General features: G+C 66.5%; 15 protein-coding genes. 11 read left to right on the plus strand and 4 right to left on the minus strand.

All coding sequences use genetic code 11. The annotated features are described in order from the left end of the window. The first annotated feature begins 48 nt into the window (after nucleotides 1-48). The 6 genes from D7316_RS05925 (at nucleotide 49) to D7316_RS05950 (ending at nucleotide 7,342) form a co-directional block, all read left to right on the plus strand. Nucleotides 49-1,038, plus strand: coding sequence for a sugar-binding transcriptional regulator (locus tag D7316_RS05925; protein ID WP_124707454.1), 990 nt, complete (start codon nucleotides 49-51; stop codon nucleotides 1,036-1,038). Continuing rightward, nucleotides 1,038-2,426 carry an ABC transporter substrate-binding protein gene (locus tag D7316_RS05930; RefSeq protein ID WP_456298018.1) on the plus strand — a complete coding sequence of 463 codons (1,389 nt, stop codon included), beginning with the start codon at nucleotides 1,038-1,040 and terminating at the stop codon, nucleotides 2,424-2,426. The genes D7316_RS05925 and D7316_RS05930 overlap by 1 nt, the downstream gene beginning before the upstream one ends. A gap of 3 nt (nucleotides 2,427-2,429) precedes the next feature. Beyond that, a complete protein-coding gene (locus D7316_RS05935) occupies nucleotides 2,430-3,389 on the plus strand; it encodes a carbohydrate ABC transporter permease (RefSeq protein WP_124707455.1) in 960 nt (319 codons plus the stop codon). Beyond that, nucleotides 3,389-4,264 (plus strand): carbohydrate ABC transporter permease, encoded by an 876-nt coding sequence (locus D7316_RS05940; protein ID WP_124707456.1) that lies wholly within the window; start codon nucleotides 3,389-3,391, stop codon nucleotides 4,262-4,264. The genes D7316_RS05935 and D7316_RS05940 overlap by 1 nt, the downstream gene beginning before the upstream one ends. Nucleotides 4,265-4,410: 146 nt before the next feature. Beyond that, a complete protein-coding gene (locus tag D7316_RS05945; RefSeq protein ID WP_124707457.1) occupies nucleotides 4,411-5,514 on the plus strand; it encodes an ABC transporter ATP-binding protein in 1,104 nt (367 codons plus the stop codon). Nucleotides 5,515-5,578: 64 nt separating this feature from the next. After that, complete coding sequence (locus tag D7316_RS05950; protein ID WP_124707458.1) at nucleotides 5,579-7,342, plus strand: alpha/beta hydrolase; 1,764 nt, start codon at nucleotides 5,579-5,581, stop codon at nucleotides 7,340-7,342. A 31-nt stretch (nucleotides 7,343-7,373) separates the two neighbouring features. On the opposite strand, the gene D7316_RS05955 is transcribed toward D7316_RS05950, so the two are convergent. Beyond that, the gene (locus tag D7316_RS05955; protein ID WP_124707459.1) at nucleotides 7,374-7,823 is read right to left on the minus strand and encodes a nuclear transport factor 2 family protein; all 450 of its coding nucleotides are present in this window, start codon (nucleotides 7,821-7,823) and stop codon (nucleotides 7,374-7,376) included. Beyond that, the gene (locus D7316_RS05960) at nucleotides 7,813-9,669 is read right to left on the minus strand and encodes an N-acyl-D-amino-acid deacylase family protein (protein WP_124707460.1); all 1,857 of its coding nucleotides are present in this window, start codon (nucleotides 9,667-9,669) and stop codon (nucleotides 7,813-7,815) included. The genes D7316_RS05955 and D7316_RS05960 overlap by 11 nt, the downstream gene beginning before the upstream one ends. A gap of 107 nt (nucleotides 9,670-9,776) precedes the next feature. Here D7316_RS05960 and D7316_RS05965 point away from each other — a divergent pair, with 107 nt between their 5' ends. Beyond that, nucleotides 9,777-10,715 carry a helix-turn-helix transcriptional regulator gene (locus tag D7316_RS05965; RefSeq protein ID WP_124707461.1) on the plus strand — a complete coding sequence of 313 codons (939 nt, stop codon included), beginning with the start codon at nucleotides 9,777-9,779 and terminating at the stop codon, nucleotides 10,713-10,715. Beyond that, complete coding sequence (locus tag D7316_RS05970) at nucleotides 10,712-11,272, plus strand: dihydrofolate reductase family protein (RefSeq protein ID WP_124707462.1); 561 nt, start codon at nucleotides 10,712-10,714, stop codon at nucleotides 11,270-11,272. The genes D7316_RS05965 and D7316_RS05970 overlap by 4 nt, the downstream gene beginning before the upstream one ends. A gap of 41 nt (nucleotides 11,273-11,313) precedes the next feature. Here the strand turns inward: D7316_RS05970 and D7316_RS05975 are convergent, their stop codons facing one another. Continuing rightward, a complete protein-coding gene (locus D7316_RS05975) occupies nucleotides 11,314-11,970 on the minus strand; it encodes a PaaI family thioesterase (RefSeq protein ID WP_124707463.1) in 657 nt (218 codons plus the stop codon). A gap of 120 nt (nucleotides 11,971-12,090) precedes the next feature. On the opposite strand from D7316_RS05975, the gene D7316_RS05980 reads away from it, so the two are divergent. Further along, nucleotides 12,091-12,564, plus strand: coding sequence for a carboxymuconolactone decarboxylase family protein (locus D7316_RS05980; protein WP_124707464.1), 474 nt, complete (start codon nucleotides 12,091-12,093; stop codon nucleotides 12,562-12,564). Between the two features lie 30 nt (nucleotides 12,565-12,594). Further along, the gene (locus D7316_RS05985; protein WP_124707465.1) at nucleotides 12,595-13,422 is read left to right on the plus strand and encodes a crotonase/enoyl-CoA hydratase family protein; all 828 of its coding nucleotides are present in this window, start codon (nucleotides 12,595-12,597) and stop codon (nucleotides 13,420-13,422) included. A gap of 15 nt (nucleotides 13,423-13,437) precedes the next feature. On the opposite strand, the gene D7316_RS05990 is transcribed toward D7316_RS05985, so the two are convergent. After that, nucleotides 13,438-13,917, minus strand: a complete 480-nt coding sequence (locus D7316_RS05990) for a nitroreductase family deazaflavin-dependent oxidoreductase (protein WP_124707466.1) — start codon at nucleotides 13,915-13,917, stop codon at nucleotides 13,438-13,440. A 208-nt stretch (nucleotides 13,918-14,125) separates the two neighbouring features. Between D7316_RS05990 and D7316_RS05995 the strand changes: the two genes are divergently transcribed. Beyond that, nucleotides 14,126-15,055 (plus strand): N-acetylglucosamine kinase, encoded by a 930-nt coding sequence (locus D7316_RS05995; protein ID WP_124707467.1) that lies wholly within the window; start codon nucleotides 14,126-14,128, stop codon nucleotides 15,053-15,055. Nucleotides 15,056-15,061 lie beyond the last annotated feature (6 nt).

The raw sequence follows: 15,061 nt of genomic DNA on the forward strand, positions 1-15,061 counted from the left end.
AACTCCGGCTAGTGAGCATATGCTCACCGTGAACGCGAAGCGAGACCAATGACGACTCCCGCGAGGACCACACCTGACTCGGGACATGACCTGCGCCTTCTCGTGCGGGCGGCCACCATGTACCACCTCGAGGGGCTGACCCAGGCCGAGATCGCGACACGTCTTGGGGTGTCCCGCCCGACCGCCGGGCGGCTGGTGGCCCGGGCTCGCGCCCAGGGGCTCGTCCAGGTGACCGTGAGCGCGCCGGGGCACCTGAGCGCGTCGATCCACACCGACGTCGAGCGTTGTGTCGAGGAGACGTTCGGGCTCGACGAGGCCCTGGTGATCGACGAGATCGCCGACGGCACCGCGTCGGGCAACGCCGCACTCGGTCGCGCGGGCGCATCGGTACTCGCCCGACGTATCCAGGCGACCGACGTCCTCGGCTTCACCTGGGGACCCGAACAGGTCGCCGTGGCCGACGCGATGACGGCGAACTCGTCGTGCCGACAGGTGGTGCAGATGGACGGTTCGATGACCTCCGTCGAGTACCACACCGGCGTCGACCACGCCCTGTCGCGCCTGTCCGATCGCCTCCACGCCCAACCCATGCGACTTGTCGCGCCGCTGTACGCGGATCCGGACACGGTCACCGCGTTGGAACGGGATTCGATTCTGTCGCAGTCATTGTCAGCGGCGCGATCGGCGAATGTGATGCTGTTCGGCGTCGGCTCGGTGTCCACGTCGACCACTCTTTTCGAGGGTGCGTTCATCGACGCCATCGTGCTCGACGAACTCGACGAACTGGCGGCGGTCGGCGAGATCGGCGGTCGGTTCTACGACGCGCACGGCGTGGCGGTGGCATCGACACTCGTCGACCGGACCGTCTCCGTCCCACTCGACTCGGTTCGCGCCTGCCCCACCTCCATCCTCGTCTCCGGTGGAGAACACCGCCGGGACTCCATTCTCGGCGCGCTGCGCGGCGGTTACGCGACGATCCTCGTCACCGATCTCCCCACCGCGGAATGGCTTGTCGCCCAACAGAAAGGTGATCACTGATGGCCGAAAGACCAGGTTTCGCGCGGCGGATCAGGCGTGCATCGCGCCGTTCCCGCATGGCGGCGGCGTCCGGTGCCGCGGCCCTCGCGCTCGTCATGACCGGATGTTCCGGCGCGGGGTCACTCACCGACGGCGGTGGTGACGCCGTGACGGTCGCGATGGTGTCCAACTCGCAGATGCAGGACGCGGTCAAGCTGTCCAGCCAGTTCGAACAACAGAACCCGGGCATCAAATTGAAGTTCGTCACCCTGTCGGAGAACGAGGCGCGCGCCAAGATCACCTCTTCGGTGGCGACCGGCGGCGGCGAGTTCGACGTGGTGATGATCAGCAACTACGAGACCCCCATGTGGGCCGAGAACGGCTGGCTGGTCAACCTGACGCCCTACATGGACGCCGACCCCTCCTATGCCGCAGACGATTTCATCCCCACTCTGAAGACGGCCCTCTCGTACAAGGGATCGATGTACTCGGCACCGTTCTACGGTGAGTCGTCATTCCTCATGTACAACAAGAAGATGTTCGCCGACGCAGGGGTCACTCTGCCGGCAAAGCCGACCTGGCCCGAGGTCGCCGAGGCCGCGGCGAAGCTTCATCGCGGTGACGTTTCCGGGATCTGCCTACGCGGCAAGCCCGGCTGGGGCGAGTTGCTCGCACCACTGGACACCGTCATCAACGCATTCGGCGGCCGCTGGTTCGACGAGGACTGGAACGCCCAGCTGACCAGCCCCGAGGTGAAGAAGGCCGTGCAGTTCTACGTCGACACCGTACGCAAGGACGGTGAGCCCGGTGCGGCCTCGTCGGGCTTCCAGGAATGCGGCAATCTGTTGTCGCAGGGCCAGACCGCGATGTGGTACGACGCGACATCGGCGGTGTCGGTCCTCGAGAGCCCCGACACCTCGACGATCGCAGGTGACGTCGGCTACCTGCCCGCACCGAGCATGGCCAAGTCCGACAACGGATGGCTCTACACATGGTCGCTCGGCATCCCGACCAGCAGCGCCAAGCGTGAGCAGGCGTGGAAGTTCATCAACTGGATGACCAACCGCGACTACATCAAACACGTCGCCGACACCCTCGGCGCGAGCCACATCCCGCCCGGCAGCCGGATGTCGACGTACGAGCTGCCGGCCTACAAGGAGATCTCTGCGCCGTTCGCCGACGCCACGTTGTCGGCCATGACCACGGCCGACCAGCTCAAGCCCACCCTGAAGCCCGTGCCGTACACCGGCATCCAGTTCCTGGCGATCCCTGAGTTCCAGGATCTCGGAACCCGGGTGAGCCAGCAGATCTCGGCGGCCATCGCAGGCCAGATCAGCGTCGACACGGCGCTCGAACAGAGTCAGAAGTATGCCGAGACCGTCGGCAAGACCTACCAGAAGGAGAGGTGAGACGTGGCCACCGCACTCGCCCAACCAGGGGCCGATCCACAACCGCGGTCCGATGAACCGCTGAAGTCGCACCGGGATCACATCTCGCGCGCCGAGGGATGGCGCCGACGGGGCCCACTGCTGCCCGCCCTGATCTTCATGATCGTGGTGACCCAGATCCCGTTCGTGTTCACCCTCTTCTACTCGACGCAGTCGTGGAACCTGGTCCGTCCCGGCTCCCGTAGCTTCGTCGGGCTCGACAACTACTTCGCGGTCTTCACCGACGGCCAGTTCTGGCGGGTCACTCTCAACACCATCGTGCTGATCGTGGGTACCGTGCTCGCGTCGGTCATCCTGGGTCTGATCTTCGCCCTGCTGCTCGACCGGAAGTTCCTCGGCCGCGGGATCGTTCGGACGCTGCTGATCACCCCGTTCCTGGTGACCCCGGTCGCGGCCGCGTTGCTCTGGAAGACCAGTCTGCTGTCACCGACGAACGGTCTGGTCAACTGGGCGCTGAGCCCGTTCGGAGTCCACACCGACTGGCTCAGCCAGTACCCGCTGATGAGTGTCATCGCCGAATTGGTCTGGCAGTGGACGCCGTTCATGATGCTGCTGATCCTGGCCGGCCTGCAGTCGATGCCGCACGACATCAGCGAGGCCGCCCGCGTCGACGGTGCCACCAGTTTCCGGCTCTTCCGGGAACTGACCCTGCCGCACCTGCGGAGGTTCATCGAACTCGGTGCGGTGCTGGGCGCGATCTATCTGGTCAACACCTTCGACGCGGTGTACATGATGACCTCCGGTGGTCCCGGGGTGTCGAGTGCGAACCTGCCGTTCTACATCTATCAGCGCGCATTCCTCGGCTTCGACATCGGACAGGCCGCCGCCATGGGCGTGGTCACGGTGATCGGCACGATCGTCGTCGCGTCGCTCGCACTACGCCTGATCTTCAAGAGCTTCACCGGAAACGAGGAGGCAGCCTGATGAGTACCTCAACCGAGACCCGCGCATCGTCGACAACCGTCGACGGGGTGGAGATCACCCGCCGCAGCAATCCACGCGGGGTCCTGCTGACCGTGTTCACCTGGATTCTGGCGCTGGGGTTCTTCTTCCCGGTGTTGTGGATGGTGCTCACCGCGTTCAAGAAGGAAAGCGACGCCGCCACCAACCCACCGACGTTCATCTTCACCCCCACCCTCGAGCAGTTCAAAGAAGTGTTCGACGCCGGTATCGGCACCCCACTGATGAACTCACTGTTCGCCACCATCGTCTCCACCATCCTGGTACTGGCCCTGGGAGTCCCAGCCGCATTCGCCCTCTCACTGCGCCCGGTCCGCAAAACCCAAGACGCACTGTTCTTCTTCATCAGCACCAAAATGCTGCCCATCGTGGCCGCCATCATCCCGCTCTACGTCATCGTCGGACGCATCGGCATGCTCGACAACATCTGGACCCTGGTCATCCTCTACACCGCGATGAACCTACCCATCGCCGTCTGGATGATGCGCTCGTTCTTCCTCGAAGTCCCCAGCGAACTCCTCGAAGCCGCCAGCATCGACGGAGCCAGCCTCTGGACCTCCGTACGCGAAGTGATCCTGCCACTGATCTCCCCCGGCATCGCCGCCACCGCACTGATCTGCGTCATCTTCTCCTGGAACGAGTTCTTCTTCGCCGTCAACATGACCGCCGTCAACGCCCAAACCATGCCCGTATTCCTCACCGGCTTCATGTCCGGACAAGGCCTCTACTGGGCCCAACTCTCCGCAGCCTCCGTCCTGGCCGCCCTACCCGTGGTCATCTGCGGCTGGATCGCCCAGAACAAACTCGTCCGCGGACTCTCGTTCGGCGCCATCAAATAGCGGCGCACGCCACGTGACCCGGCACCCGTCCCAGCGCGGCGCCATCAAATAGCGGCGCACGCCACGTGACCCGAAACCCGTCCCAGCGCGGCGCCATCACATAACCGTCACCACACCAGTTCTCACCACCTCAGGAGACACCCACCATGGCTTCCATCACCTACGACAACGCCTGCTGCGTCTACCCCGGCGCCGACACCCTCGCCGTCGACCGCCTCAACCTCGACATCACCGACGGCGAATTCGTGGTCCTCGTCGGCCCCTCCGGCTCCGGCAAATCCACCGCCCTACGCATGCTCGCCGGCCTCGAAGAAATCGACTCCGGACAAATCCGCATCGGCGGCGACAACATGGTCGGCGTCGCCCCCAAAGACCGCGACATCGCCATGGTCTTCCAGAACTACGCCCTCTACCCCAACAAAACCGTCGGCGAAAACATGGGCTTCGCCCTCAAAATGCGCGGCATCGGCACCGAAGAACGCAAACAGAAAGTCGCCGAAGCCGCCCGCCTGCTCGACCTCACCGACTACCTCGACCGCAAACCCGCCAAACTCTCCGGCGGCCAACGCCAACGCGTCGCCATGGGCCGCGCCATCGTCCGCGAACCCCAAGTCTTCTGCATGGACGAACCACTGTCCAACCTCGACGCCAAACTCCGCGTCCAAACCCGCACCCAAATCGCCGCCCTACAACGCCGCCTGGGCACCACCACCGTCTACGTCACCCACGACCAAGTCGAAGCCATGACCATGGGCGACCGCGTCGCCGTCCTCAAAAACGGAGCCCTCCAACAATTCGCCACCCCCGCCGACCTCTACGACCGCCCCGTCAACGCCTTCGTCGCCGGCTTCATCGGCTCACCCGCCATGAACCTGTTCACCGCACCCGTCACCGACGGCACCATCACCATCGCCGGCTCCACCGTCGACCTCGACAACGAAGCACAAGGCCTCCTCCACAAATCCGGCCTCACCCACGTCATCGTCGGCATCCGACCCGAACACCTCGCCATCGGCCGCGACAACGGCATCAACGCCGACGTCGCACTCCTCGAAGAACTCGGCAGCGAAAGCTACGTCTACGCCGAAGTCAAAGATCCCACCATCACCACCCTCGACGGCGACCCAGTCACCCTCGTCGCACGCTCCCCCCACCGCGCACCCGCCAAACTCGGCGACGCAATCCGCCTACACCAAGCCGACCGCGCAGTACACCTGTTCGACCCGACCTCGGGCAACCGACTCGTGTAGCCGCGTCGCCGCAGGTGTCGGCGCTGATAGTGTTACGGCTCCGGCGACCGTAGGAGCTCATTCGGTGACATCTGACAGCACGACCTCCGAGGACGCAGGACACCCCGAGACAGCCTCTGGGCACGCACAACCGGAGGAGTCCGCCCCGCCGACCACCCGACCCGACGACGATGGCCGAAACGGCAGGACGGGCTGGTGGAGACGTCACCGACGCCGGTACGCCTTCGCGGGCATGATCGTCGCGCTGGTGTTCCTGTGGTTCTCCCTGACGCCGTCGCTGCTCCCCCGGGATGCACTCTTCCAGGGTCTGGTGAGCGGTGCCTCGGCGGCCGTCGGTTATGGCCTCGGCGTGTTCCTCACGTGGCTGGCGCGGTTCATGATCTCCCGGGACGAGTCCTGGCGGAGCGCGACGCGCACGTCGTGGATCGTCCTCGCGGTGATCGCCGTCATCGGGACCGCCCTGATGCTGATCTGGTTCTCGCAGTGGCAGAACGACATCCGTGACCTCATGGGTGTCGACCACCTGGGCTGGACGGCGTACCCGCTCATCGCGGTGATCCTGGTGATCATCTTCGTCCTGCTGGTGACGCTCGGCCAGGCGTTCGGCTCGCTCGTCCGATGGTCCGTTCGGCAGCTCAACCGTGTTGCCCCGCCGCGCATCTCAGCAGTCATCGGCGTAGGCCTGGTCATCGCGCTCACCGTCTTCGTGCTCAACGGCGTCGTCGCCAAGTACTCGATGCAGTGGCTCAACTCCAGTTTCGCCGCCGCCAACGAGGAGACGAAAGCCGACAACTCCCCGCCGACCTCCGCCCTTCGTTCCGGTGGACCCGGGTCACTCGTCACGTGGGATTCACTCGGTCGGGAAGGTCGTGTGTTCGTCTCCCGCGGTCCGGACACCGGCGCCCTCACCCAGTTCAACGGTGCTCCCGCCATGGAGCCGATCCGCGTCTACGCCGGTCTGGAGTCGGGCGATTCCATCCGCGAGAATGCCGAGCTGGCCGCCGATGAGCTGGTCCGCACCGGGGGTCTGCAGCGCAAGCTGGTCGCGGTCGGGTCCACCACCGGCAGCGGATGGGTCAACAAGGCCACCGTCGACTCGCTCGAGTACATGTACAACGGCGACACCGCGATCGTCAGCATGCAGTACTCGTACCTGCCCAGTTGGCTCTCGTTCCTCGTCGACAAGGAGCGCGCCCGGCAGGCGGGGCGCGCCCTCTTCGAGGCGGTGTCCGAACGGGTCTCGGCGATCCCGGAGGCCGAACGCCCGAAACTGGTGGTGTTCGGGGAGAGTCTCGGATCCTTCGCCGGGGAAGCCGCGTTCGGCAGCATTCCGGCGCTGGCTGCGCGCACCGACGGCGCCCTGTTCAGCGGGCCGACGTTCAACAACACGCTGTGGAACGACACGACACGAGAGCGCGATGCCGGTTCGCCGCAGGTGCTTCCGGTCTACGACAACGGCGCGCAGGTCCGATTCATCGCCGACGAGACGGACCTGACCCGACCGGATGCGCCGTGGAAGTCGTCGCGAGTCGTCTATCTGCAGCATGCGAGCGATCCCATCACCTGGTGGAATCCCCAGCTGATCCTCAATGAACCCGACTGGTTGTCCGAACCCCGTGGGCGCGACGTCCTCTCGGCGACCCGCTGGATCCCGTTCGTGACGTTCTTACAGGTGTCCGCCGACATGGCGGTCGCGGTGAATGTCCCCGACGGCCACGGACACGACTACATGTCCGCGATCCCCTATGCGTGGGCCGCGATGCTGCAGCCCCCGGGCTGGACCGAGACGAAGACCGCCGCGTTGCTCCCGCGGCTGAATCGGGACTGACCGACGAGGGGGTGCGGCCGGGCAGTCGCCGTCAGATGTGGCCGGTGGCGTCGAACACCCAACTGGTGTCGGCACTCGCGAGATCCGACATCCAGGTCGGTGGTGCGTTCTGGATGAGAGTCGCCGAGTCCCAGTAGTCCTTCCACAGGATGATCTGGCCGTCGCGGATGCGGTGCACCGTGACGAAGGGCAGGACGGCAACCTCACCGGTCGGCCACTCCCAGGTCTCCGAATGCTCATAGATCACGTCGTCGCCGGTACTCACCAGGAGACCGTCGTGGTTGGCGTAGGCGGTCAGGGGTTCGAAACCGACCTTGATGCGTTTGACGATGTCGACCGGTCCGCGTGCGGCCAGCGTCGGACCGAACGGAACGTCGACGTAGATGCAGTCGTCGGCGAGGAACGGTGTCACCGCATCCCAATCTCGTCGGGCGAGCGCCGCCCACAGACCGCGGACGATGTCGGCCGGATCAGCGGACATCGGCGAATGCCTGCTGCGGCGCGGGGCTCGGGGCGGCCGGGACGGCCGGCGCACGACGACCGTGCCGGAGGAACCGCCCGGTCCGGGTGACCCCGACGAGGTCGGTGGGTACGCCGTCCTCCACCACCTTGCGCCCGCTGACGTACACGGCGACCACGGTGTCGTCGTTGCGGTTCACCATCCGTGACAGCCCACCGTAGGCCGGTATGGGCGCCTCGGCGTACGCGTCGAGGGTGTCGTCGAGGTGGCGCGGATCCACGATCATGAGGTCGGCGCGATCACCCGGGCGCAGGTGACCCGCGTCGATCCCGTACCAGTCGGCGAGTTCACCCGTCATGCGATGGACCGCGGCCGAGACCTCCATGAACGGTCGCCCGGCGCACTGAGCCGAGTACACATGGCGCAGCAGGCGCAGTCCGAAGTTGTAGAACGCCATGTTCCGCAGATGCGCACCGGCATCGGAGAAGCCGAACTGGATACCGGGCTCCCGGGCCATCTGCTGGAGCATCTCGGGTCGATGGTTGGAGATCGTCGTCCGCCATCGGAGATCGGTGCCATGTTCGAGCACGAGGTCGAGGAAGGCGTCCACCGGGTGCAGCCCGCCGCGGTCGTCGCCGACCTCGCCGAAGCTCTTCCCGATCACCGACGTATCCGGACAGGCCACGATCTGCGCGTCGAAGAAGTCCCGATGCCACACCCGCATACCGAACTTGGTGTCGTAGTCCTTGCGGAACCGTCGTCGGTAGTCCTCGTCGCGGAGCAGGTCGTTACGTTCAACCTCCTCCTTGAGATGCAGTGCGGCCGCACCGGATCCGAACTCTTCGAAGATGACGAGATCGATCCCGTCGGCATAGACCTCGAACGGGACCGGGAGATGCTGCCAGCGGAAGTCGCCCCGGAACCTGTTGGCGAGCGCGGCGAGCGGACCCATCAGCTTGATCGCGAAGGGGTTGGCCTTGATGTCGGCCGCGGACAACAGACTCGTCTTGAGGGTGTTCCGACCGATACCCATCGAGGTGAACACCTGCGAACCCACGTTCAACGGATTGGTGATGTCGGGGCCCGCCTGCAGGATGCGCCCGGTCCTGCGCAGAATCGCCTTCAGCCGGCGTAGTTCCCGGGGTTTCGCGTAGGTGGACGGCAACGTTCGCGATCGGCAGGTGTCGCCGTCGAGCTTGTCGAAGAGCAACTGTTGCGAGGACATCCCCACGAATCCGGCGTCGAGTGCCATCGACAGCCAGCGTTCCATCTGCTCTTGCTCGGACGCGGTGGGTCGCACCGATTTCCGGGTCGCACGGTCGAGTCCCATGGCAGCGGTGCGCATGTCGGAGTGACCGATGAACGCGGCGACATTCGGCCCGAGGGGACGGTCCTCGAGCGCATCGATGTAGTCGGCCGGCGTCGACCAGGTCTTGTGCCGGTCGACGATGTCGATCACGTTCTGACGTGGGATCGCCTCGACCCGGCCGAACAGATCACCGGCGTCCGTGCCGTCGACGTGGATCGTCGACAACGAGCAGGAGCCGACCAGGATCGTCGTCACCCCGTGCCGCAGCGACTCCGACAGCCCCGGCTGGGCGAGGACCTCGACGTCGTAGTGGGTGTGGATGTCGATCATGCCCGGCATCACCCAGAGGCCCGCGGCGTCGACGACGTCGCGACAGCCCGCCTCCTCGAGCGGATCGGCGGACACCACGGCCACCGATCCGTCGCGAATACCGATGTTTCGCACCGCCGGGGGCGTGCCCGTCCCGTCGAACCACAGTCCGTCGCGAATGATTGTGTCGTAGGTCACCGAACCATTAGAGACGTGTCGGCGGATCAGTGTCAACGAATAGGTAGACATATTTTCATATCTGTACACTCGACCAACTTCGGCACTCGCCGATCGCCCCGCGGATCAGAGCAAGAACGGTCGGGCGAGCGACGCCGACAGCGGCGGATACTGGACGCATGACCGAGCCAGGGCGAGACCGGATACGCGAACTTCTCGACGCCGTACTCGCCGACGACAATCACACACTCGGCGACATGGCTGCCGGTGCACACGCCTCCGCATTCCACTTCAGCCGGCAGTTCTCCCGGCATGTCGGTGAGTCCCCGGTCGCACTCCGACGACGGGTCATGCTCGAACGCGCCGCCTGGCAGCTCCAGCGCGGGGAGTCGGTGACCGACAGCGCTTTCGCTGCCGGCTACGACTCGGTCGAGGGGTTCGCCCGTGCCTTCAGCCGCGCGTTCGGGCACCCGCCGAGCCGGATCGGCTCGCAGGCCGACCGCGGCCACTGGCTGCCGTCGCCCAACGGCGTCCACTTCCACTCGCCGTCGGTGCTCTACGTCGACAACGGCGCGGCCACCGAGGAGTCCGCCGGTGATGTCCTGTCACTGATGGTTCGTCACGATCTCGACGATGTCAGCGCACTTCTGGAGGCGGCCAAGGACATCGACGACAGCGCCTATCGCGCGAGGCGACTGCGCGGCCACCGGCCGCTCGCGTGGAGCGGTCCGGAGGAGTCCCTCGCCGAGGTCTTCACCCACCTCGTGCTGGACAAGCAACCGTGGCTCGCAAGCATCGCCGGCGACGACGACCCGACCCTCGACACCCCCGACGACGTCCAGACCCTGACCGAGGTCCACGCCGCGATCGCACCGCGCTGGCTCGCCCTCACCCGAGACATCGACCGCCGTGACGCGTGGTCGGACAGCATCGTCGACGCCATCTGCGATCCGCCGGAATCCTTTCTGCTGTCACAGATCTGGGCTCATGTCCTGACATTCTCGACGCACCGGCGGCAGATCGCCCGGTGGATGCTGTCCGACGCCGGTGTCGACGTCGCCGCCATCGACCCGGACCCCATCATGTGGCACCGACAACGATCCGGAGGAACCCTGTGACCACCGCCCGCGTCCGCTATTACACGGCAACGACTCTCGACGGCTACCTGGCCGATCAGCACGACTCGCTGGACTGGTTGCTCACCCAGCCGATCGACGAGGACGGCGCGATGAACTACGGCTCGTTCATCGAGGAGATCGGCGCGATGGTCATGGGCTACACGACCTACGCATGGCTGCTGGAGCACGAGGTCGGCGACGGCAAGCCGTGGCCATACGACATCCCGTGCTTCGTGTTCACCCACCGGGACCTCGCGCCGGTAGCGGATTCGGTGCGCATCGTCGAGGGCCTCCCGGCCGATCACCGATCGGCGATCGTCGACGCCGCGGCGGGCAAGGACACCTGGGTCGTCGGTGGCGGCGATCTCGCCGCACAGTTCGCCGACGCCGGACTGCTGGACGAGGTCGTCGTGTCCATCGCACCGGTCACGCTGGGCGCCGGACGGCCGCTGTTCCCCCGGCGATTCGACCTCGAACTGCTCGAGGTCGATCGCAACCGCGCCTTCGTGTGCGCGCGCTATGCGGTGGTGGGCCCCAGGCCGGTCGCATCGCCGTGACCCCCGGAACCGCTCGACCGTCAACGAACGGCCGCGGTCGGTCAGGCATCGCCGATGCGCGATCGCCGATCGATGTCGAGTTCGCGCGCCCACCGCGGCATGATGAAGATGCCCTCGGCCTCCGCGCAGATACCGTCGGCCGTCGAGATCTGTCCCTTCGCAAACGTCTTGACGCCCTCGGTGCGGTCGATCCACGCCTCGGTCCGCATCGACCCGAGTTTGGTGCCCTGCCGATAGCGGATCGACAGGGTGCCGGTCATACCCGGCGCGCCCGCGTGCACGGCGGCGTGGCCGAGGACCTGATCGAGGATCAGTGCGATGACGCCACCGTGCACCAATCCGGGCGGCCCTTCGTACTGCGGACCCAGCGAGAACTCGGCCCACACCCGGTCGTCGCCCGCCTCGAACTCGACCGGGGGTGCGACGGGATTACGGATTCCCTCGACCGCGTTTCCCCAGTTACGTTGCCGACCATCGGAATTGAATCGGATACCGAAAGAGGAGTCGATGCGCCGGCGTTCGAGGATCGCCGTCGCGGCGTCGATGAGTCGTTGCGCCTCGATGACGTCGTCCTCATCGACATCGGTGACCACGGTCGCGGCGACCAGTGCGCGCACGCTGTCACCGACTCCCCTGGCCACCTCCATCTGTCGAGTCAACTCCTCCGCAGGAATCTCCTCGGTGAAGTAACCGCTCACTGAACACCTCGCATCGTCGTACCGACCCGGACATCACGGTATCCCAGCCCCGATTCCGCCCGTCGACCTGCAGATCCCGAAGTGAACGAGAACACGTTCTCGTTTTGCTATCGTGTGGTCATGTCACGCATCGGCGGGTTCGCGGACGACGACATCGTGGGTTGGCTCGGTCTCTCACCGACCCTCGGTGGCGCCCTGGGCGACTACGCAAACGCTGTCTACAACCAGGGACGACTGGACGTTCGCACCCGGGAACTCGCGCGCATGGTGATCGCGGGGCACAACGAATGCGCCGTCTGCCGCGGGACCCGCGCCGCGTCGAGTGGGCTCGACGAGGAGTTCTACCTGCACGTCGACGAGTGGGCGACCTGGCCGGACTACTCCGACACCGAACGGGTCGCCGCGGAGTTCGCGCACCGATTCGCGACGGATCACATCGGCCTGCGTGAAGACGAGGAGTTCTGGCAACGCTGTCACGTGAGCCTGACCGACGAACTCGTCGTCGACCTCGCCCTGTCCTGTGCCCTGTGGCTCGGTCAGGGCCGGGCGCTGCGGGTTCTCGACGTCGGTCAGGCGTGCCGCCTGACCATCTGACCGGATATCCGGCCCGGTAGCCTCATCGGCATGAGCGATCAACAGTGGAAAGCGTTCGAGGTCTCGATCTCTGATTTCGTCGCCGAGGTGACCCTCACCGGCCCGGGCAAGGGCAACGCAATGGGCCCCGACTTCTGGCGCGAGCTCCCCGAGATCTGCGCGCAGCTCGATCGGGACGACGATGTGCGGGCCATCCTGCTGACCGGCTCGGGTGCCCACTTCTCCTACGGTCTCGATCTGCCGGCCATGGCCGGAGACCTCGGATCGGTACTCGCCGAAGGCGCGAAAGCACGGGCGCGCACGGAGTTCCACGACATGGTGCGTCGGATGCAGGGCGCCATCTCGGCAGTCGCGGACTGCCGCAAGCCTGTCGTCGCCGCGGTCTCCGGGTGGTGCATCGGTGGTGGTGTCGACCTCATCAGTGCCGCCGATATCCGCTATGCCAGTGCCGACGCGAAGTTCAGCGTGCGCGAGGTCAAGGTCGCGATGGTCGCCGATGTGGGCAGCTTCGCACGGCTGCCACTGATCATCGGCGACGGCCACCTCCGAGAACTCGCCCTGACCGGCAAGGACATCGATGCCGACCGCGCCCTGCGGATCGGACTGGTCAACGATGTCCTACCGAACCATGAGGGTCTGCTGGCCACCGCGCGCGCGACGGCCGCCGAGATCGCCGCGAATCCTCCGCTGGTCGTGCAGGGCGTGAAGTCCGTGCTCGATCACACCCGCCGGCCCGCCGTCGAGGACAGCCTGCGCTATGTGGCGGCGTGGAACTCGGCGTTCCTGCCCAGCGACGACCTCACCGAGGCGATCAGCGCCGTGTTCGAGAAGCGGCCGCCGGAGTTCCGCGGCGCCTGATCGTCCGCGACCCGATCAGACGAGGGCGATCGGTTCGAGCACGAAGACGGGAATCGTCCGCTCGGTGCGCGCGACGTACAGATCGAAGTTCGGCCACACCTCGACCATCCGCTTCCACGCGGTCGCGCGGTCGTCGCCGTCGAGTTCGCGGCAGGTCATCGTGGTGGTCCTACCGCGATGCCCGACCTCGACGGTCTCGGTGGCGCGCAGGTTGTAGACCCATTGCGGCATCTCGGGTCCGCCGAAGTACGAGCCGGCGATCAACCATGCGCCACTCTCGGTGGGGACCGCGAGCAGTCGGGTCGATCGCACCGCTCCGCTCTTGCGGCCGACGACGCGCAGATCGATGTTGGGCAGGCCCGCCACATCGAGCAGGCCGTAGCGCTGACAGGTCAGCGTGTGCAGCGCGTTGTCGCACACGACGATCTGCGGCAACAAACGCGGCATCCAGCTGATCGAACCGATCTTGATCGCCAGCGGTGTGAGGGCGCCCATGCCCCCAGTGTGACAGCAGGCGGACCGCAGCACATGTCGGCCCCGGTCGATGCCTGGGGTGAGTTGAACCAGGTGCCTCTCCCGCAGCGACGGCGCCAGCGATCACGGACCGGCGATCGGCGAACCGCGGGGAGCTGGTGGGCAGGTGCGGTAGCTTGGCTCCCGAACCGTCGGCGCATCGACGGCGGGAGCCCACGAGAGGTCGGACATGGCGCAGCGCATCCTGCTCGACGGAGGTCAGACCGGCACCCGGCTCCGCGTGGTCGGCCCCACGACATCGAGCGACCACGACGGCGCGCCGATCCACACCGACCGACCGGTTGTTGCGCAGATCGCCACCGCCGCAAGCGAACTGATCGCCGGCTTGGACGGCAGCGTCGACGGTCCGATCGATGAACTGGCCGCGGGAGTCTCCGGGCTCACTCCGGAGGCGACACGCCCGGAGGAGCTGTTGGCCGCCGTGTCGGGCCTCGGCATCCGATCGGTCGCCCTCGCGCATGACTCGGTGTCAGCGTATCTCGCGGCCAACCGGTTCGATCTCGGGGCCGTCACCGCCGTCGGCACCGGGGTCGTCACGCTCGGGGTCGGACCGGCCGGGACCGCGCGCGTCGACGGTTGGGGCCACCTCGTCGGTGACGCGGGCAGTGGCTACTGGATCGGGCGCGAAGGCCTCGACGCCGCGCTGCGCGCCTTCGACGGGCGGGGCCCGGCCACCGTCCTGGAGCGCTCCGCCACCGACGAGTTCGGTGACCTGCCGGAGCTGTACATGGTGTTGCAGGGCGACCCCGACCGGGTCGCCCGCACCGCGCGCTTCGCTCGCACAGTCGACGAGGCGGCGCGCTCGGGCGACGTCGTCGCGATCGACATCAACCACCGGGCCGCCGCCGAACTCGCGGGTTCGGTGCGGGCGGCGTTGGCCCGCAGCGGCTTCGGAGCCGACGTCCCCGCCCGGGTGAGCTGGATGGGCAAGGTACTGGGGCGCAACGAGCGAATCCGCGAGCGCTTCGTCGATCTCATGCGCAGCGCCGGACCCGACGTCACCGTCGCGGAACCACATGGAGAGCCCCTCGACGGGGTGGCCCTGCTCCTCGATCTGCCCGCCGACCACCCACTCGCCGGGGAGGTGCACCGCGCCTGATGCGGT

Source organism: Gordonia insulae, assembly GCF_003855095.1.
In the GTDB taxonomy this organism is placed as follows: domain Bacteria; phylum Actinomycetota; class Actinomycetes; order Mycobacteriales; family Mycobacteriaceae; genus Gordonia; species Gordonia insulae.

What these genes read in the sequence shown, in the direction of transcription:
- D7316_RS05925 (WP_124707454.1), top strand. Translation starts at nt 49, where the DNA reads ATGACGACTCCCGCGAGGACCACACCTGACTCGGGACATGACCTGCGC.
- D7316_RS05930 (WP_456298018.1), top strand. Translation starts at nt 1,038, where the DNA reads ATGGCCGAAAGACCAGGTTTCGCGCGGCGGATCAGGCGTGCATCGCGC.
- D7316_RS05940 (WP_124707456.1), top strand. Translation starts at nt 3,389, where the DNA reads ATGAGTACCTCAACCGAGACCCGCGCATCGTCGACAACCGTCGACGGG.
- D7316_RS05945 (WP_124707457.1), top strand. Translation starts at nt 4,411, where the DNA reads ATGGCTTCCATCACCTACGACAACGCCTGCTGCGTCTACCCCGGCGCC.
- D7316_RS05955 (WP_124707459.1), bottom strand. Translation starts at nt 7,823, where the DNA reads ATGTCCGCTGATCCGGCCGACATCGTCCGCGGTCTGTGGGCGGCGCTC.
- D7316_RS05960 (WP_124707460.1), bottom strand. Translation starts at nt 9,669, where the DNA reads ATGTCTACCTATTCGTTGACACTGATCCGCCGACACGTCTCTAATGGT.
- D7316_RS05965 (WP_124707461.1), top strand. Translation starts at nt 9,777, where the DNA reads ATGACCGAGCCAGGGCGAGACCGGATACGCGAACTTCTCGACGCCGTA.
- D7316_RS05980 (WP_124707464.1), top strand. Translation starts at nt 12,091, where the DNA reads ATGTCACGCATCGGCGGGTTCGCGGACGACGACATCGTGGGTTGGCTC.
- D7316_RS05985 (WP_124707465.1), top strand. Translation starts at nt 12,595, where the DNA reads ATGAGCGATCAACAGTGGAAAGCGTTCGAGGTCTCGATCTCTGATTTC.
- D7316_RS05990 (WP_124707466.1), bottom strand. Translation starts at nt 13,917, where the DNA reads ATGGGCGCCCTCACACCGCTGGCGATCAAGATCGGTTCGATCAGCTGG.
- D7316_RS05995 (WP_124707467.1), top strand. Translation starts at nt 14,126, where the DNA reads ATGGCGCAGCGCATCCTGCTCGACGGAGGTCAGACCGGCACCCGGCTC.